Annotated in this window: 13 protein-coding genes; 5 read left to right on the top strand and 8 right to left on the bottom strand. The window is 71.3% G+C overall.

Annotated features, from left to right (window positions below; genetic code table 11):
• Positions 1-154 precede the first annotated feature (154 nt).
• Together BM290_RS31980 and BM290_RS31975 are read left to right on the top strand one after the other, a co-directional pair.
• Positions 155-1,933 (top strand): 2-oxoacid:acceptor oxidoreductase subunit alpha, encoded by a 1,779-nt coding sequence (locus BM290_RS31980; RefSeq protein WP_239143816.1) that lies wholly within the window; start codon positions 155-157, stop codon positions 1,931-1,933.
• Entirely contained in the window at positions 1,926-2,936 is a 1,011-nt protein-coding gene (locus BM290_RS31975) for a 2-oxoacid:ferredoxin oxidoreductase subunit beta (RefSeq protein WP_093619626.1), read from the top strand. Before BM290_RS31980 ends, BM290_RS31975 begins: the two co-directional genes overlap by 8 nt.
• On the opposite strand, the gene BM290_RS31970 is transcribed toward BM290_RS31975, so the two are convergent.
• Complete coding sequence (locus BM290_RS31970; protein WP_093619625.1) at positions 2,933-3,949, bottom strand: potassium channel family protein; 1,017 nt, start codon at positions 3,947-3,949, stop codon at positions 2,933-2,935. The two genes, BM290_RS31975 and BM290_RS31970, sit on opposite strands and share 4 nt — an antisense overlap.
• A 102-nt stretch (positions 3,950-4,051) precedes the next feature.
• Here BM290_RS31970 and BM290_RS31965 point away from each other — a divergent pair, with 102 nt between their 5' ends.
• A complete protein-coding gene (locus BM290_RS31965) occupies positions 4,052-4,468 on the top strand; it encodes a phospholipase (protein ID WP_239143806.1) in 417 nt (138 codons plus the stop codon).
• Positions 4,469-4,671: 203 nt separating this feature from the next.
• Here BM290_RS31965 and BM290_RS31960 read toward each other — a convergent pair whose 3' ends face one another.
• The gene (locus BM290_RS31960; protein WP_093619623.1) at positions 4,672-7,290 is read right to left on the bottom strand and encodes an ATP-binding protein; all 2,619 of its coding nucleotides are present in this window, start codon (positions 7,288-7,290) and stop codon (positions 4,672-4,674) included.
• A 335-nt stretch (positions 7,291-7,625) separates the two neighbouring features.
• Positions 7,626-7,835, bottom strand: a complete 210-nt coding sequence (locus BM290_RS31955) for an FmdB family zinc ribbon protein (protein ID WP_093619622.1) — start codon at positions 7,833-7,835, stop codon at positions 7,626-7,628.
• 561 nt (positions 7,836-8,396) lie between these two features.
• On the opposite strand from BM290_RS31955, the gene BM290_RS31950 reads away from it, so the two are divergent.
• Together BM290_RS31950 and BM290_RS31945 are read left to right on the top strand one after the other, a co-directional pair.
• Positions 8,397-9,617: a lytic murein transglycosylase gene (locus BM290_RS31950; protein WP_239143805.1), complete on the top strand. Its 1,221-nt coding sequence runs from the start codon at positions 8,397-8,399 to the stop codon at positions 9,615-9,617.
• Positions 9,618-9,726: 109 nt separating this feature from the next.
• On the top strand, positions 9,727-10,746 hold the full coding sequence (locus BM290_RS31945; protein WP_093619620.1) for a GNAT family N-acetyltransferase: 1,020 nt from the start codon (positions 9,727-9,729) through the stop codon (positions 10,744-10,746).
• 167 nt (positions 10,747-10,913) lie between these two features.
• On the opposite strand, the gene hemB is transcribed toward BM290_RS31945, so the two are convergent.
• The 5 genes from hemB to BM290_RS31920 form a co-directional block, all read right to left on the bottom strand.
• Positions 10,914-11,900 (bottom strand): porphobilinogen synthase, encoded by a 987-nt coding sequence (gene hemB / locus BM290_RS31940; protein ID WP_093619619.1) that lies wholly within the window; start codon positions 11,898-11,900, stop codon positions 10,914-10,916.
• 78 nt (positions 11,901-11,978) lie between these two features.
• Positions 11,979-13,565 (bottom strand): bifunctional uroporphyrinogen-III C-methyltransferase/uroporphyrinogen-III synthase, encoded by a 1,587-nt coding sequence (locus tag BM290_RS31935; RefSeq protein ID WP_093619618.1) that lies wholly within the window; start codon positions 13,563-13,565, stop codon positions 11,979-11,981.
• A complete protein-coding gene (hemC, locus tag BM290_RS31930; protein ID WP_093619617.1) occupies positions 13,562-14,485 on the bottom strand; it encodes a hydroxymethylbilane synthase in 924 nt (307 codons plus the stop codon). The genes BM290_RS31935 and hemC overlap by 4 nt, the downstream gene beginning before the upstream one ends.
• The gene (locus tag BM290_RS31925) at positions 14,482-15,777 is read right to left on the bottom strand and encodes a glutamyl-tRNA reductase (RefSeq protein ID WP_093619616.1); all 1,296 of its coding nucleotides are present in this window, start codon (positions 15,775-15,777) and stop codon (positions 14,482-14,484) included. Before BM290_RS31925 ends, hemC begins: the two co-directional genes overlap by 4 nt.
• On the bottom strand, positions 15,774-16,520 hold the full coding sequence (locus BM290_RS31920) for a redox-sensing transcriptional repressor Rex (RefSeq protein ID WP_093619615.1): 747 nt from the start codon (positions 16,518-16,520) through the stop codon (positions 15,774-15,776). The genes BM290_RS31925 and BM290_RS31920 overlap by 4 nt, the downstream gene beginning before the upstream one ends.
• Between the last annotated feature and the right edge of the window lie 205 nt (positions 16,521-16,725).

Raw genomic sequence — 16,725 nt, 5'->3', positions numbered from 1 at the left:
TAGTGTGGAAGTGACGATCAGCGGGCCGGCTCATCGACAGACTTCAAGCCGCCGGACCGCGCCTTCAGGAGGTTGAATCGTGGCCGCTCCAGCGAAGCGAGTCGAGCAACTGGACCGCGTGGTGATCCGTTTCGCCGGTGACTCCGGCGACGGGATGCAGCTCACCGGCGACCGGTTCACGTCGGAGACCGCGCAACTCGGCAACGACATCTCGACGCTTCCGAACTTCCCCGCGGAGATCCGCGCACCTGCCGGGACCCTGCCGGGGGTCTCCAGTTTCCAGGTGCACTTCGCCGACTACGACATCCTGACCCCCGGCGACGCGCCGAACGTGCTGGTGGCGATGAACCCGGCGGCCCTCAAGGCGAACCTGGCCGATCTGCCCGCCGGGGCCGACATCATCGTCAACACCGACGAGTTCACCCGCCGCAACCTGACCAAGGTCGGATACACCGTGAGTCCCCTGGAGGACGGCTCGCTCGACGAGTTCGCGGTGCACCCGGTGGCCCTCACCTCCCTGACCCTGGGCGCGCTGGCCGAGAGCGGCGTCTCGAAGAAGGACGGCGAGCGGGCCAAGAACATGTTCGCGCTGGGGCTGCTCAGCTGGATGTACTCGAGACCGTACGAGTCGACGCTGCGGTTCTTGGAGCGTAAGTTCGCCAAGCGGCCGGACCTGGTCGCGGCGAACAAGGAGGCGTTCCGGGCCGGGTGGAACTACGGCGAGACCACCGAGGCGTTCTCGGTGCGCTACGAGATCAAGCCGGCGAAGATGCTGCCCGGCACGTACCGCAACATCACCGGCAACCAGGCGCTCGCGCTGGGCCTGGTGGCCGCGGCGGTCCGGTCGAAGCTGCCGCTCTTCCTCGGGGCCTACCCGATCACCCCGGCCTCGGACATCCTGCACGAGCTCTCCAAGCACAAGCGGTTCGGCGTCACCACGATGCAGGCTGAGGACGAGATCGCGGCGATCGGGGCGGCGCTGGGGGCCGCCTACGGCGGGGCGCTCGGCGTCACCACCACCTCGGGGCCGGGCGTGGCCCTCAAGGGCGAGACCATCTCGCTGGCCATCGCCCTCGAGCTGCCGCTGGTGGTCGTCGACGTGCAGCGGGCCGGCCCGTCGACCGGCATGCCGACCAAGACCGAGCAGGCCGACCTCAACATGGCCCTGTTCGGCCGGCACGGCGAGGCGCCGCTCGCGGTGATCGCGCCCAAGTCGCCGTCCGACTGCTTCCACGCGGCGCTGGAGGCGGCCCGGATCGCGCTGACCTACCGCACCCCGGTGATCCTGCTGTCCGACAACTACGTGGCCAACGGGTCGGAGCCGTGGCTGCTGCCGTCCGTCGACGAGCTGCCCGACCTGCGGGTCCCGTTCGCCACCGAGGCCAACACGGAGGACGGGCGCTTCCTGCCGTACCTCCGCGATCCGGAAACGATGGCGCGGCCCTGGGCCGTGCCCGGAACGCCGGGCCTGGAGCACCGCATCGGGGGCCTGGAGAAGGCCGACAAGACCGGTGACATCTCCTACGACCCGGCGAACCACGAGTTCATGGTCCGCACCCGGCAGGCCCGCATCGACGCCATTCCGGTGCCCGATGTGGACGTCGAGGACCCGTCCGAGGCGGCGAGCGTGCTGGTGCTCGGCTGGGGCTCCACCTACGGGCCGATCGGGGCGGCCTGCCGGTCGCTGCGCCAGCGCGGCCTCACCATCGCCCAGGCGCACCTGCGGCACCTGTCGCCGCTGCCGGCGAACCTGGGCGAGGTGCTCGCCGGGTACGACAAGGTCGTGATCCCGGAGATGAACCTCGGTCAGCTGGCCGCGGTGATCCGATCCCGGTACCTGGTCGACGCGGTTCCGTTCAACCAGGTCAGCGGCCTGCCGTTCACCGCGGCGACGCTGGAGAGCATGCTGGAGGACGTGGTCAAGAATGGCTGAGACGGTCGCTCTGCAACTGACCGCCAAGGACTTCAAGTCCGACCAGGAGGTCCGGTGGTGCCCGGGCTGCGGGGACTACTCGATCCTCGCGGCCATGCAGCGGTTCATGCCCGAGCTGGGCATCCCGCGGGAGAAGATCGTGTTCGTCTCCGGGATCGGCTGCTCGTCCCGGTTCCCGTATTACATGAACACGTACGGGATGCACTCGATCCACGGGCGGGCCCCGGCCATCGCGACCGGGCTCTCCACCTCGCGCCCCGACCTGAACGTCTGGGTGGTGACCGGTGACGGCGACGCGCTGTCGATCGGCGGCAACCACCTGATCCACGCGCTGCGACGCAACGTGAACCTGAAGATCCTGCTGTTCAACAACCGGATCTACGGTCTCACCAAGGGTCAGTACTCCCCGACGTCGGAGCTCGGCAAGATCACCAAGTCGACGCCGACCGGCTCGGCGGACACCCCGTTCAACCCGCTCTCGCTGGCGCTGGGCGCCGAGGCGACCTTCGTGGCCCGGACCATCGACTCGGACGCCAAGCACCTGCAGTCGGTGCTGCGGGCGGCGGCCGAGCACCGGGGCTCCGCGTTCGTCGAGATCTACCAGAACTGCAACATCTTCAACGACGGCGCCTTCGACCTGATCAAGGACCCGTCGACGCGGGAGGCGCACCTGATCCGCCTGGAGCAGGGGCAGCCGATCACGGTCGGCAACCTCAACGTGGTCCACCCCGAGGGCAGCTTCGGGCTGAAGGTGCAGGAGGGCGGCACCCCGATCGTCCACGACGCGACCGTGGACGACCCGGCGTACGCGTTCGCGCTCAGCCGGCTCTCCGGCTCGGATCTGAACACCACGCCGATCGGGGTGTTCCGCAACGTGCAACGGCCGTCCTACGACGAGATCGTCCGCAAGCAGGTGCTCGACGCCCAGGCACAGGCCACCGGCGCGCCGGAGGAGATGCTCGGCGACCTCCTGAACTCCGGCGACACCTGGACGATCCTCTAGACGCTGACCTCGTTGGACACGGTCTCGTCGTCCCGGATGTAGACGAGCAGGTCGCCGGTCTCGATCGTGACGGCCTGCTCGCCACCGAGCGGCAGCACCTTGCCCCGGCGGATCAGCGCCACCACCAGGGTCAGCAGCTCACGCGGGTTGCGGCCGACCTCGGCCCGCTCCGCCGACCGCATCGCCAGCGCCATGCCCTGGCCGGGGGTCAGCAGGTCCTCCACGACGTCGATCAGCGGCGGGGCGGTCGTGGTCAGGCCGAGCAGCCGGCCCGCCGTCGACGACGAGACGATCACGTGATGGGCGCCGCTCTGCTTCAGCAGGGCGGCATTCTCCTGCTCGCGGACCGCCGCGATGATCCGCACCTGGCCGGCCGTCAGCTGGCGCACGGTCAGCGTGATCAACACCGACGCCTCGTCCCGGTCGGTGGCGATGATGACCGACTTGGCGTTCTTGACATCCGCCTCGTTCAGCACCGACGACCGGGTCGCGTCACCCTCGATGACGACGAACCCGCTGGCCGCGGCCTGCCGGACGCCGCCCTCCCGGTTCTCCACGATGACGATCCGGGACTTGTCGTATCCCGTCTCCAGCAGCGCGGCGACCGCGGCCCGGCCCTTCGTGCCGTACCCGCAGATGATCACGTGGTCCTTCAACTTGCGCCTCCACCGGCTGACCCGCAGCCCCTTGCGGTACTGGTCGGTCAGCACCTCCAGCGTGGTGCCGACCAGGATGATCAGGAAGAGGACCCGGGCGGGGGTGATGAACAGGACGTTCACCAGCCGGGCCGACTGCGTCTGCGGCGTGATGTCGCCGTAGCCGGTGGTGGAGAGCGAGACGACCGCGTAGTAGAAGCAGTCGAGCAGGGTCAGGCCGTCCTCGTTGACGTCGCGGTAGCCGCCCCGGTCGGCGTAGATCACCCCGACCGCGAGCAGAACCAGGGAACACGCCATCACGAGCCGGAGCCCGAGGGCCCTCAGTGGTCCCTGCCGGACCAGAGGTAGATGAATCATGGAACCGCCCGCACGCGATCACCTTAACGGTCAAGCTGAAGGACGTATCCCAGGACATCACATCCGTCACCGGTCGCGCGTCGGAGGTCCCACATGCACCACATGGCGGTAACCGCGCTCGTCGTCGCGTTGCTCCCGGCCGCGCCCGCGCCCGGGGCCGATCGCGCGGAGATCCTGGCCGCCTGGACACAGCCGACAGCGCAGAGCACCGCCGCCTGGAAGGCCGCCCGCGACGATCAGAGCCGCTGGGCCGCCTACGGTTTCGACTGGTCGAGCGACGTGTGCACCCGCGCGCCGGACACCCCGGTGACCTTCGATTTCGCCGACGCCTGCCGGCACCACGATTTCGGGTACCGCAACTACCGCACCGATCTGGCTCGCAACAAGGATCGCATCGACGAGGTCTTCCGGGCCGACCTGCGCCGCGTCTGCGATGCCCGGCACCAGCTCGCGCAGCCGTTCTGCAACAGCATCGCCTTCACCTACTACGAGGCGGTCCGGTTCCTGCCGAGAACATAGATCAGGTGGTACGCCCGGAGACGCCGGCAGACGCAACCCTGGCCGTCCCGCCCGTGCCCCGCGACGCGGGCGGCCGGTACCGGCCGACAGCGCGCCCGCCGGGCGTATGCGGTGGCCGGGACGCTCCCGCTCCCCTGACTACTGCAGCTCCCCCGGCCTACTACAGCTCACCCGGCAACTGCAGCTCCCCCGGCTACCGCAGCTCACCCGGCCATCTGTGCGAATCGGGCGGCGCCGTTCTCCAGGTCGGGATGCTCGACGGCCAGCGCCATGGCGACTATCCGGTCGAAGCCGATGCCCGCGCCGTCGGCGTACGCCGCATCGAAGGCGGCATCACCGAGCGTGGCCCGCAACAGCGCCTGCTGCACCGACCAGAAGGCGCCGAACGACGCGGTCCGGCGGGCGCCACGGGCCGCCTCCGCTCCCCCGAACAGCACCGCCGCTGTCGCCGGATCGCCGCCGAGCACACAGCGGACCGCGATCGCCGCCACCGCGTCGGCGGCCCCGCCCCGGAACCCGTGCCGTAACCGGGAACGCAGCGCCACCGCCAGATGATCGTGGGCGGCCACCAGGTCGCCACGGCGCAGCGCGACCATGCCGAGCAGCCAGTCGACGGCCCGCCGCCCCCGGTCCTCGGGACGCGCGGCCTCCAGGTGGCGGGCGGCGGCCAGCAACTCCGCCGCCTCGGTCAGGGCGTCCCGGCGCCAGAGCAGCTCGGCCAGGTTCAGCACGGCGGGGAAGGCGGCGTTCGGGACACCGGCCCGCTCGGCCACCGCGATCGCCTCCCGGCAGTCCTGCTCGGCGGCACCCGGATCGTCGCCGCCCACGGCCAGCCGGGCCACCCGGATGCGGGTGGTCAACTCGGGCTCCGCACCGGCCGTGGCCTCGGCGACCGTCAGGTAGTGGTCCTGCTCGGCCCGGTCGGTCGTCAGACCCGCGTGCACCAGGTAGGCGGCGGCCAGCTCGGGCGCCGGGACGTCGGCCGGCAGCCGCTGATACAGGGCGGCGAGCAGCTCACGGCCCTCCCCGGTCTCGCCGTGCTCCCGCCACCACGGGTCCAGAGCGGCCGCGAGCCGCAGCCCCGCCGCCACGTCACCGATCTCCACCGCCCAGCGCAGCGCCGTCCGCCACTCGGCGACATAGGGGCTCAGGTCGGTCAGCGACAGCGTGCGCGCCTGCTCGTCGGTGTCCCGGGTGACCCGGTCCAGGGTGTGCAGCGACCAGGTCAGGTGACGGTCACGGGCGGCCGGTTCGTCGCCGGCCGCGGCGAGACGGCGCAGCGCGTAGGCACGGACCTGCTCGGACAACCGGTACCGGGGGCCGGGCGTCACCTCGACCAGTGACTTGTCGGCCAGCTCCGAGAGAGCGCTGAGCGCGTCCCGGTCGTACCACTCGACGGTCGTGAGATCGACCGGGCCGGCGAAGACGGCCAGGCGGCGCAGCAGCTCCGCGGCACGGCGGCCCAGCATGCGGTAGGACCAGGCCAGGTTGTTGGCGAGGCTGGCGTGCCGGCCGTCGCCCGCGGCGTCGTTGTCCAGCGCGCCCAGCGGGTCGTCGAGGCGGCGGGCCAGTTGCTCGGCCGGGAGCAGCCGCAGCCGGGCGGCGGCCAGCTGGATCGCCAGCGGCGACCCCTCCAGCCGGGCGGCCAGCCGGGCCAGCTGCGGATCGCCGTCACCGGGCCGACCGCCCTGCGCGGCCGCGGCACGATCCCGCAGCAGCGCGAACGCGTCCGCCGGCACCAGCGGCGGGATCCGCCACACGGTCTCCCCGGCGAGCGCGAGCGGCGCCCGGGCGGTCGCCAGCACATCGAGCCGGCGGCAGCGGCTGAGCAGCCGATGCGCCAGGGTCGCGGTCAGCGCGGGCGCGGCGTCACACGTCTGCAGCACCACCAGCATGCGGCGCTCCGCGCACTCCTCCACCAGCGTGTCGATCAGCGGCCGGCCCGGCTCGGGGCGCAGACCGAGAGCCGCGGCCAGGGCGTGCGGCAGGCCCTTCGCCGCGCTCGCGGCATCGATCGTCCAGACACCACCGGGATACGCCGGAAGCAACTGCTCCGCGACGGCATGGGTGAGACGCGTCTTGCCGGAGCCACCCGGCCCGACGACCGTGACCAGGCGGTGATGGCTGATCAGGCCGGCCAGCTCGGTCAGCTCGGCCCGGCGGCCCACGAACGGGGTGTGCTCGGCCGGCAGATTGTGCCGGGGCGCCTCCGCCGTCCGCGGGCGCGGGAAGTCCCGCTCCAGGCCGGGCGCCATCACCTGGAACAGCCGCTCGTCGTCGTCGAACCCGCGCAGCCGGAACGCGCCGAGATCCAGCAGGTCCACGGTGGCCAGCGTGGCGGCGGCCGCGGCGCCGGCCGAGCCACCGGTCGCGGCGGCGTACGTGGCGGTCACCGCCAGGGCCGTCGCCTCCGAGCAGAGCACCTGACCACCGTGGGCGGCCGCGGACACCCGGGCGGCCCGGTGCACCTCGGCGCTCGCGTACTCCTGACCGACCGGAACGGCCCGGCCGGTGTGCAGGCCCATCCGAACCCGGGGCACCGCGTCGTGCCGTGGCCAGTCGTGTGCGGACAGTCGGCGCTGCGCCTCGACACACGCCGCGACAGCCGCGTCGGCGTTCGAGAACGCTACGAAAAAGGAGTCACCCTCCGTGAGAAGCTCGACACCCCCGAAGTCATCGAATACTCCGCGTAGCACCGCTCGGTGCGCTCCGAGAACGCTCCGGTATGTCTCACCGAGCATCCGGGCAAGCCGCGTCGAGCCCTCGATGTCGGTGAACATAAAGGTCACCAGGCCACTGGGTAGCTCGATCCGTCCCGACACGGTGGAACCTCCGCCCCCTTCTGGGAAGTCGCGCATCATGCTGCCGTATCTCTGCGTCACCGCCCATCGTAGAAACGGACGGTAATCAAAATCCCGCCATGGCCGACCTCTTACGGAGGACATCCTGATCGCCACATCGACCGGAGGCATACGGGACTACGCGTCTCGTAACGAAAGAGATCGAACGCGGAAACGCCGCGCCCGGCCAAAACCGTGAGGGCGGCCGGGTGTACCCGTACGGGGCAATGAAAAGCCACCGCGAGCAAGGAGAAGGTCACCGGCCGAAGTCGACAGCCGCGCGGCCGGCCGGGGCGGCCGCGCGACACCTCCGTCGATCAGCAGCCGCAGCCACCGCCACAACAACCGCCCCCGGAGGGCGCCGGCCGCGGCCCGCCACCACGGCCCGTCACGGCGACAGTGGACAACAGCTTGACGGTGTCGGCATGCCCCTGCGGACACGACGCCGGATCGGCGGCCGCACGCATCGGACGACTGACCTCGAAGGTGGCGCCACACGCGCGGCACCGGAACTCATAACGCGGCATCCGACCAGCGTAGGGCCCGTGCGGTGGGCCGTGCACGGCGAGTTCGGCGAGGTGTTGCCGGACCGTTGCGCGGGCGTTGTCCACAGGCGGCCGGCGTCCCTCCCGGGAGTGGTTTCCGGCGGGTAGGGTCGACGCGTGGTGGAGGCGTCGAACAACCCAGCAGAGCAGCCGGAGCTGCGGTCCGCAGCACCGCAGCAGCCAGGACCCCTGGCCAGTTCCGGCGCGGCCCCCACCGACGAGCCCACCCCCGGTGACGAGGCGAAGCCCGCCACGACCGAGGCCGACACCCGCTCCGCTGCCGCCGGGACAAGCCAGGACACCAAGCCCGCCGCCGAGACCAAAGCCGGTGGTGCGGCGACGCCCGCCAGTGCGGATGCGGGCCGGCGCGCCAGCACTGCCGGGGCGGGCCCGGGCACCGGGAGTGGTGCGGACGCCAAGTCTGAGGCTGGGGTCGAAGCGAGCGGGTTGGCTGACCAGGCAACCGCAGATGCCAAGACCGGCGATACGACCGGCAAGGCTGCGGAGAGCGCCAAGACTCGCGAACCGGACAACAAGACAACCGTGAACGCCAAGACCGGCGGACCGGCCGGCAAAACGGGCGAGACCAGCGCTGGGCGCAAGGCGGGCGAGACCAGCGCTGAGGGCAAGGCAGGCGGGACTGAAGCCGCGGACAAACCGGGCGAGAGCAGCGCCGCAGCCAAACCGGGCGAGACCAGTGCTGGGGGCAAGGCGGGCGGGACCGAGGCCGGGGCCAGCCCGGGCGGGACTGAGGCCGGCGCAGCGGGTGCGGGGAAGGCACGGCGGCGGTTCCGGCCGTTGCAGGCGACCGGGCGGGCCGCGCGTGGGGTGGCGACCTGGACGCGGGGGCCGGTCGGCCGGGTCGTGGTGCCCGGGGTGCTGGTGGCGACGCTTGTCGTGCTGGCCGGGTCGTTCGGGGCGTACCTGGTGCCGCAAGCGCTGGAGGCCACGCCCGCGCCCAGTGCCACTCCCACGTTCGGGGGCGGGCCGGCGGGTTCGGCGCCGCCCGCGGGGGCGTCGCCGGGCACCGATCCGGGGCTTCCGGGGGCAGGCACCGGCCTGCCGGGAGCCGGGACGGGGCTGCCGGGCGCCGGGACCGGGCTGCCGGGGGCGGGGACGCTGCCGAGCCTGCCGGGCGGGGCCACCGGGCTGCCGGGGGTTCCTCCGACCCAGCCGGCGGTGAACGCGGCGCGGCCCGCGGACGCGCTGGCGGCGTGGGCGCAGCAGACCGGCACCCGGGTGGGTATCCCGGTGGTGGCGGTGCAGGCTTACGGCTACGCCGAACTGGTGCTCGCGCAGACCAACCCGGGCTGCCGCCTGGAGTGGACCACGCTGGCGGCGATCGGCAAGGTCGAGTCGTCGCACGGCAGCTTCAACGGGGCGGTCCTCGGGGCGGACGGGGTGGCGCAGCCGACGATCCTCGGGCTGCCGCTGGACGGGCAGGGCGGCCGGCAGCTGGTCGCCGACACCGATCGGGGCGCGCTGGATCAGGACACCACGTTCGACCGGGCGATCGGGCCGATGCAGTTCATCCCGGCGACCTGGAAGGAGACGGCGATCGACGCCGACCGGGACGGTGTGGCGAACCCGAACGACATCGACGACGCGGCGCTGACCGCGGCGGTCTATCTGTGCAAGGGCAGCCGTGACCTGTCCAAGACCGACTCCTGGTGGGACGCGATCCTGTCGTACAACGCGGTCCGGCCCTATGCGCAGAAGGTGTTCACGACCGCTCAGGAGTACGGGCAGCGCAGCAAGGCCTGACCGCCCCGGCCGCGGAACATCGGTGATCATAGCGACGCTGAGTGAGCGCTGAAGTACTTTTGCGTGGTCAGCACTTCCCTGGAGGTCTCCCAAACGGCACGATGTACGAGTGAGGGTGCGTGAATGGGATCCCCGCTCCGCGTCCGCGGCCGAGATCAACTCGCTCGTGGAGACGGTGAACGCGGTCTTGGCGGTTGATCTCCCGGATGATCCACCCTGGCGGGACGTGCAGGTCAGGGAGTATCTCGCCGAGACCATGCCGGGCGAGCGCCGGATCACCTGGGTCGCTGAGGACGATCGCCTCCCGGAGGGCGAGGGCAAGATCTTCGGGCATGTGAACATCCTGTTGCTCGGCGACATCGGTGTGCTCGAGGTGGTGGTCCGTCCCGAGTTGCGGCGTCGTGGCCTGGGCCGGCAGCTGCTGGCGGTGGCGACCCGCCGCGCCTATCTGGAGGGTTTCTCCTCGATCGGTGTGGAGGCGATCGGCGGCACGTCGGCGATCCCGTTCTACGAGTCTCTCGGGTTCGAGCGGGAGTATGTGGAGACGCGCAGTGTCCTCAACCTGGACACCGTGGACTGGCCGGCGCTCGGCGGGATGGCCAACGGGCTCAGCTCCGGATACCGCATCGAGTATCACCCGGGCGGACCGCCGGATCATCTGCTCGCCGCCTACGCCCAGGCGAAGGCGGATGCGCAGCGTGACGACGACGATCTGGACCTGGCGCCCCGCTCGTCGGACCCGCAGCGGCTGCGTGATTCGCTGGAGACGCTGCACAAGCGCGGGCTGAAACCTTACATCGTGCTGGCGATCCACGAGGCCACCGGCACCGTGGCGGGGCTGACCGAGGTGGTCGTGCCGGCGCAGCATCCGGAGCGGGCCGATCAGTACGACACGATCGTGGTCCGGGAGCATCGTGGCTACGGCATCGACCGGGCGATCAAGGCGCGGATGCTGTTCGAGTTGCGGGCCGCCGAGCCGACGCTGCGTCAGGTGCAGACGTGGAACGCGCAGCACAACGAGTCGATGCTGAAGGTCAACGCGGAGCTGGGCTACCAGTCCGACCGTGACTGGTTCGAGTACATCGCCGACGTGACCCAGCTGGTCCAGTCCCTGGAGCCGACCGCATGAACCCGGCCGGCCGTCAGAGCTGTTGAGGACGCACAGGTACAACCCTGACGACCAGCAGCGACCACCGCATACGCCCGGCGGGCGCGTTTCGGCCGGGCGTGCCGCCTGCGTTACACGGGGTGCCACGGGAGGTGTGGTTCGGCGCGGGGCGGCCGACGGCGTACCCCCTAGCGGTTTTGAATGAGGTTTGCGGCTTCGGTGGCCCAGTACGTGAGGGTGATCTGGGCGCCGGCACGCTTGAGCGACGTCAGCGACTCGAGGATGACGCGTTCGCGGTCGAGCCAGCCGTTGGCGGCGGCGGCCTCGACCATCGCGTACTCGCCGGAGACCTGGTAGGCGGCGACCGGCACGCTGACGTGGTCGCGGAGGGCGGCGATGATGTCCAGGTAGGGCAGTCCCGGCTTGACCATCACGATGTCGGCGCCCTCGGCGATGTCCAGGTCGACCTCGCGCAGGGCCTCACGGGCGTTCGGCGGGTCCATCTGGTACTGGCGGCGGTCGCCCTTCAGCGACGAGTCGACGGCCTCGCGGAACGGGCCGTAGAAGGCGCCGGCGTATTTCACCGAGTAGGCGAGGATCGCCACGTCCTGGTGGCCGGCCGCGTCGAGGGCCTTGCGGATCACGCCGATCTGACCGTCCATCATCCCGGACGGGCCGACCATGTGGGCGCCGGCCTCGGCCTGCGCGACAGCCATCTCGGCGTAGATCTTCAGGGTGGCGTCGTTGTCGACCGAGCCGTCGGCGGCCAGCACCCCACAGTGGCCGTGCGAGGTGAACTCGTCCAGGCACAGGTCACCCATGATCACCGACGAGTCGCCCACCTCCGCCTTGAGATCACGCAGGCCGACATTGAGGATGCCGTCCGGGTCGAGGCCGGCCGAACCGGTCTCGTCCTTGCCGGCGTCGTCCGGCACACCGAAGAGCATCAGACCGCCGACGCCCGCCGCGACCGCCTCGGCCGCCGCCTTGCGCAGCGAGTCACGCGTGTGCTGAAGGACACCGGGCATCGAGCTGATCGGTTTCGGCTCGGTCAGCCCCTCCTTCAGGAAGAGGGGCAGGATCAGATCCGACGGGGCGAGATGGGTCTCCTGGACCAGTCGCCGGATGGCGGGCGTGCGCCGCAGGCGGCGCGGACGGATGTCGGGGAAGGACATCGGGCGCTCCTCAGAAAGGCCGGGCCGGTAGAAATGGCGAAGCGCGCCGACCCGGGATCGGCGCGCCTCATCGTCGGATCAGCGGAAACGGAGAGCCGTCGGGCCCTGCACCTTGGAGCCGCGGCGCTGCTTGGCCGGCATGGCGGCCAGCTTCTCGCGGAGCTCCAGCGCGTACTCGGCGAGCGCCTCGACCAGGTCGGGCACCGACGCGTTCTGCGGCTGGGTGTCGACCCGGAGGCCGAACTCGACGGCGGTCTCGGCGGTCTTCGGTCCGATCACCGCGACGACCGTGCGGGCGTGCGGCTTGCCGGCGATGCCGACCAGGTTGCGGACGGTGGAGGACGAGGTGAAGAGCACCGCGTCGAAGCCGCCGGACTTGATGGCGTCGCGGATCTCGGCGGGCGGCGGGGCGGCGCGGACCGTCCGGTACGCCGTGACGTCGTCCACCTCCCAGCCGCGCTCGATGAGCCCGGCCGCGAGCGTCTCGGTCGCGATGTCGGCACGCGGCAGCAGCACCCGGCCGACCGGGTCGAGGATCTCGTCGTGCGGGGAGAACTCGGCCAGCAGGCCCTCGGAGGACTGCTCACCGGCCGGGATCAGCTCGGGCTGGATGCCGAACGCGCGGACCGCGTCGGCGGTGGCCTCACCGATGCAGGCGATCTTTACGCCGCCGAAGTGCCGGGCGTCGAGACCGTGCTCACCGAATTTCTCCCAGACCGCGCGGACCGCGTTGACCGAGGTGAAGATGACCCACGCGTACCGGCCGTCGACCAGGCCCTTGACGGCCCGCTCCATCTGCGCCGGGGTGCGCGGGGGCTCGACCGCGATGGTCGGCACCTCGCACGGGATCGCGCCGTAGGCACGGAGCCGGGCGGACATCGCGCCGGCCTGCTCCTTGGTCCGCGGGACGAGGACCTTCCAGCCGTACAGCGGACGGTTCTCCCACCAGCTGAGGCTGTCGCGCTCGGCCACGTCGGAGCCGACGGTCAGGACGACCCGGCCGGTGAAGCCGAGCGCCGCCGCGACGAAGCTGTCCACCGTCGAGGTGGTGGTGTACTGCGTCTCGCCGGTGCCGTCGCCGGTCACGCCGACCGGGACACCCGGCTCGACACCCGCGGCGAGCAGCCCGTCGCGGACGGCGGCGAGGTCGCCGGCGTCCACGGCCACGGCGAAGGAGCCCTTCTGGGCGGCCGTGGCGAGCGCGTCGAAGTCGAGGTTGGAGACGTCGTCGACGTCGGCGGCGATCCGCACACCGGGCAGCGGCACACCGGCGTAGGCGGCGACGCCCTCGGCCTGGCCGATGCCGGGGATCACCTCGAAGTGCACAGCGGTCCGCGCGACCGCCTGCACCTCCTTGACCACCGAGTCGTGGCCGAACGGGTCACCGGCGACCAGGTGCACGGCGGACAGGCCGGACTTGGCCGCGGAGAGCAGCACCTTGGCGACGTCACCGGGGGCGCCCTCGGCCGGACTGAACTGCGCGTCCTCCTTGGCGTCGGAGCGGATCGCGCTGAGCAGGGAATCGGGCACGCCGCGGTCGTAGACCACCTGGTCGGCATCGGTCAGCGCCGCATACGCGCGGCGGGTCAGCAGCTCCGGGTCGCCGGGTCCGGCGCCGATGAACGCGATGCGTCCGGCTGGCTTACGGGCGGTGCGGGTGGTCATTCTGTGCTCCCCATCAGGGTATCGGCTCCGGCGTCGAGGAGATCGATGGCAAGCGCCTTGCCGATCTCCGCCGCGCCGGCGGGCGTTCCGGTGCGCGACAGTCGGACGGCTCGGACACCATCCGGGCTGATCACGGCACCGCGCAGGTAGATCTCGTCACCGTCGTCGCCTTCGGCGATCTCGGCGTGTGCCGCGACCGGGGCGGAGCACCCGGCCTCGAGCGTGGCGAGCATCGACCGCTCCGCCACCACGGCGGCGCGGGTCGGTGCGTGATCGAGAACGGACAGCAACTCGATCAGGTCGGTGTCGCCGGCCCGGCACTCCACCGCCAGCGCACCCTGAGCCGGGGCGGGCAGCATGAGCATCGGGTCGAGCGTCTCGGTGATCTGCGCCGATCGGCCGAGACGTGCCACTCCGGCCCGGGCGAGAACGACGGCGTCGAGATCTGCCTCGGGTCCTAGTACCCGGGCGATTCGCGAGTCGACATTCCCTCGGATCGGCGTGACCTGCAACTCTAGGCCCAAAGCACGCAGTTGCGCGATTCGGCGCACCGCACCGGTGCCGATGGTCGAGCCCGGCGGCAGCTCGGCGAGCGTCAGACCGTCGCGGGCGATCAGGGCGTCACGGGGATCCTCACGCACCGGCACCGCGGCGATGTGCAGGCTCGGTGGCTCGGCGGTGGGCAGGTCCTTGTACGAATGGACGGCGAAGTCGATCTCACCGGCCAGCAGCGCGTCGCGCAGCGCGGAGACGAACACGCCGACGCCGAGCTGGGCGACCGGGGCGGCCGAGCGATCACCGGGGGTGACGATCCGGACCAGCTCGACCGGGCGGCCGGTGGCGGCGGTCAGCGCGTCGGCGACCATCTGCGACTGGGTGAGCGCCAGGGCGCTACCCCGCGTGCCGAGACGCAGCGTCATGCTTTCCCCCCGATCTCAGGTACCGCGTCGGCCTGGGTGGCGAGCGGGACGTCCAGGTCGAACAGCTCACGGAGCAGAGCCGCATACTGATCGCCACCGGGCTCGGCGGCGAGCTGGCGGACCCGCACGGTAGGCGAGTGCAGCAACTGCTGGACGACCCGGTGCAGGGTACGGGAAACATCCGCCCGCTGCTCATCGGTGAATTCCGGCCGCCGGGACACCAGCTTGCGCATCTCCGCCGACACGACCTCCTCGGCCCGGGTGCGCAGCGCCGCCACGGTGGGCGCGATCTCGGCGCCGCGCAGCCAGCCGAGGAAGTTGTCCACCTCGGCGACGACGATCTGCTCGACGGCGGCGGTCTCGGCCGCGGCCGGGCCGGTGCGGCGGCTGTTGGCCAGGCTGTCGATGTCGACGACGGTCAGGCCGGGCAGGCCGACGGCGTCCGGCGCCACGTCACGCGGGACGGCGAGGTCGAGGACGACCAGGTCCTTGCCGACCCGCTCCAGGCGCTCGCGGGTGAGCACCGGCTCGGTGGAGGCGGTCGCGCACACCACGATGTCGACCTCGCGCAGCGCCTCGTCGAGCTGGTCGAACGGGATAGCGACGGCGCCGTAGGCCTCGGCGAGCCGGTCGGCCCGCTCGTGGCTGCGGTTGGTGATCCGCAGGGGGCCGACACCGCTGCGGGTGAGCGTGGCCACCGACAGCGAGCCCATCGCCCCGGCCCCGATGATCAGGGCGGACCGGCCGGTCAGGTCACCGCCGAGGTGCTCGGCGGCCACGTCGAGCGCGGCCGTGACGACGCTCTGCCCGGCCTTGTCGATGCCGGTCTCGGCGTGCGCCCGCTTGCCGACCCGCAGCGTCTGCTGCATCAGCTCGTGCAGCAGCCGGCCGGCCGAGTCGACCTCGGTGGCCGCGTGGTACGCGTCGCGCAGCTGCCCGAGGATCTGGGCCTCGCCGACGACCATCGAGTCGAGACCGGACGACACCCGGAACGAGTGCCGGACCGCCGCCTCGCCGTAGTGCACGTAGAGGTGGCCGGCCAGCTCGGTGGCGGGGATGCCGGAGTGCTCGGACAGCACGTTGCAGATGTCGCCGAGGCCGCCGTGGAAGCCGCTGACCGCCGCGTAGACCTCGACCCGGTTGCATGTGGAGACGACAACGGCCTCCCCCACATACGGCTGAGCGACCAGACGCTGGAGCAGGTCGGGGACCGACGACTCGGGAATGACCAAACGCTCGAGGACCGCGACGTCAGCCGTCCGGTACGAGGCGCCGATGCTGAGCAGGTTCACGACCCGACCGCCTCCTGACCGCCGTTGGCAGGCGGGGCGGACCGGCCGCCGGGCAGCGCGGTCAGAGACGCCTTGCGGTGCTCGTGGAACGAAAGGATCTGCAGCTCGATGGCGAGATCCACTTTACGGACGTCAACGTTGGACGGCACCGACAGAACCCCCGGGGCGAAATTGAGGATGCTTGTCACTCCCGCGGCGACCAGCGCGTCGGCGACCGCCTGGGCGGTGCCGGGCGGGGTGGCGATGACTCCGATCGCGATCGACTCCTCGGCGGCGACCCGCTCCAGATCGTCGGTGTGCTGCACGGTGAGGCCGTTGATCTGCTCGCCGACCTTTTTCGGGTCGGCGTCGAAGAGCGCCACCACCCGGAAGCCGCGGCTCGCGAAACCGGCGTAGCCGGCCAGCGCGTGCCCGAGGTTGCCCACGCCGACCAGGCAGACCGCACGGTTCTTGTCGAGGCCGAGAATGTACTCGATCTGGTCGACCAGCAGGGCCACGTCATAGCCCACGCCACGGGTGCCGTAGGACCCGAGGTGCGACAGGTCCTTGCGGAGTTTCGCCGAGTTGACCCCGGCGGCCGCGGCGAGGCCCTCGCTCGACACCGTCTCCGCGCCGGTCTCGGCGAGGTGGTGAAGGGCACGAAGGTACTCAGGCAGTCGCGCGATGGTCGCCTCCGGCAGATCCGGGAAGGCCGGGACGCCATCGGCTTCGCCGGGCGTGCTTCCGTGACGTTGCTGACTCATCTGACTCCGTGCCGACGAGGCGAACCTGCGGTGAGCCCCGTCTGTGCGATACCGGTTGAACCCTCTTGGGGTGGCTGTGGTAGCGGGGCTCGTCGGAGTCACAGAGTAGGCGCTTGTGAAGGCGTGCACAAATCGCGATCTTGTCGGGACAATTGGACAAGATCGGCCCGGTTGTGTTAGTCGGGCCGACCTGTCGAGTATTACC

The sequence above is a fragment of the Actinoplanes philippinensis genome, from assembly GCF_900113015.1.
In the GTDB taxonomy this organism is placed as follows: Bacteria; Actinomycetota; Actinomycetes; order Mycobacteriales; family Micromonosporaceae; genus Actinoplanes; species Actinoplanes philippinensis.
This window is presented reverse-complemented; position numbering and strand designations above follow the sequence as displayed.

Excerpts from the sequence above, each read along its gene's own strand:
- BM290_RS31980 (WP_239143816.1), top strand. The coding sequence starts at position 155 with ATGCAGCTCACCGGCGACCGGTTCACGTCGGAGACCGCGCAACTCGGC.
- BM290_RS31935 (WP_093619618.1), bottom strand. The coding sequence starts at position 13,565 with ATGACCACCCGCACCGCCCGTAAGCCAGCCGGACGCATCGCGTTCATC.
- BM290_RS31920 (WP_093619615.1), bottom strand. The coding sequence starts at position 16,520 with ATGAGTCAGCAACGTCACGGAAGCACGCCCGGCGAAGCCGATGGCGTC.
- BM290_RS31970 (WP_093619625.1), bottom strand. The coding sequence starts at position 3,949 with ATGATTCATCTACCTCTGGTCCGGCAGGGACCACTGAGGGCCCTCGGG.
- hemB (WP_093619619.1), bottom strand. The coding sequence starts at position 11,900 with ATGTCCTTCCCCGACATCCGTCCGCGCCGCCTGCGGCGCACGCCCGCC.
- BM290_RS31965 (WP_239143806.1), top strand. The coding sequence starts at position 4,052 with ATGGCGGTAACCGCGCTCGTCGTCGCGTTGCTCCCGGCCGCGCCCGCG.
- hemC (WP_093619617.1), bottom strand. The coding sequence starts at position 14,485 with ATGACGCTGCGTCTCGGCACGCGGGGTAGCGCCCTGGCGCTCACCCAG.
- BM290_RS31975 (WP_093619626.1), top strand. The coding sequence starts at position 1,926 with ATGGCTGAGACGGTCGCTCTGCAACTGACCGCCAAGGACTTCAAGTCC.
- BM290_RS31955 (WP_093619622.1), bottom strand. The coding sequence starts at position 7,835 with ATGCCGCGTTATGAGTTCCGGTGCCGCGCGTGTGGCGCCACCTTCGAG.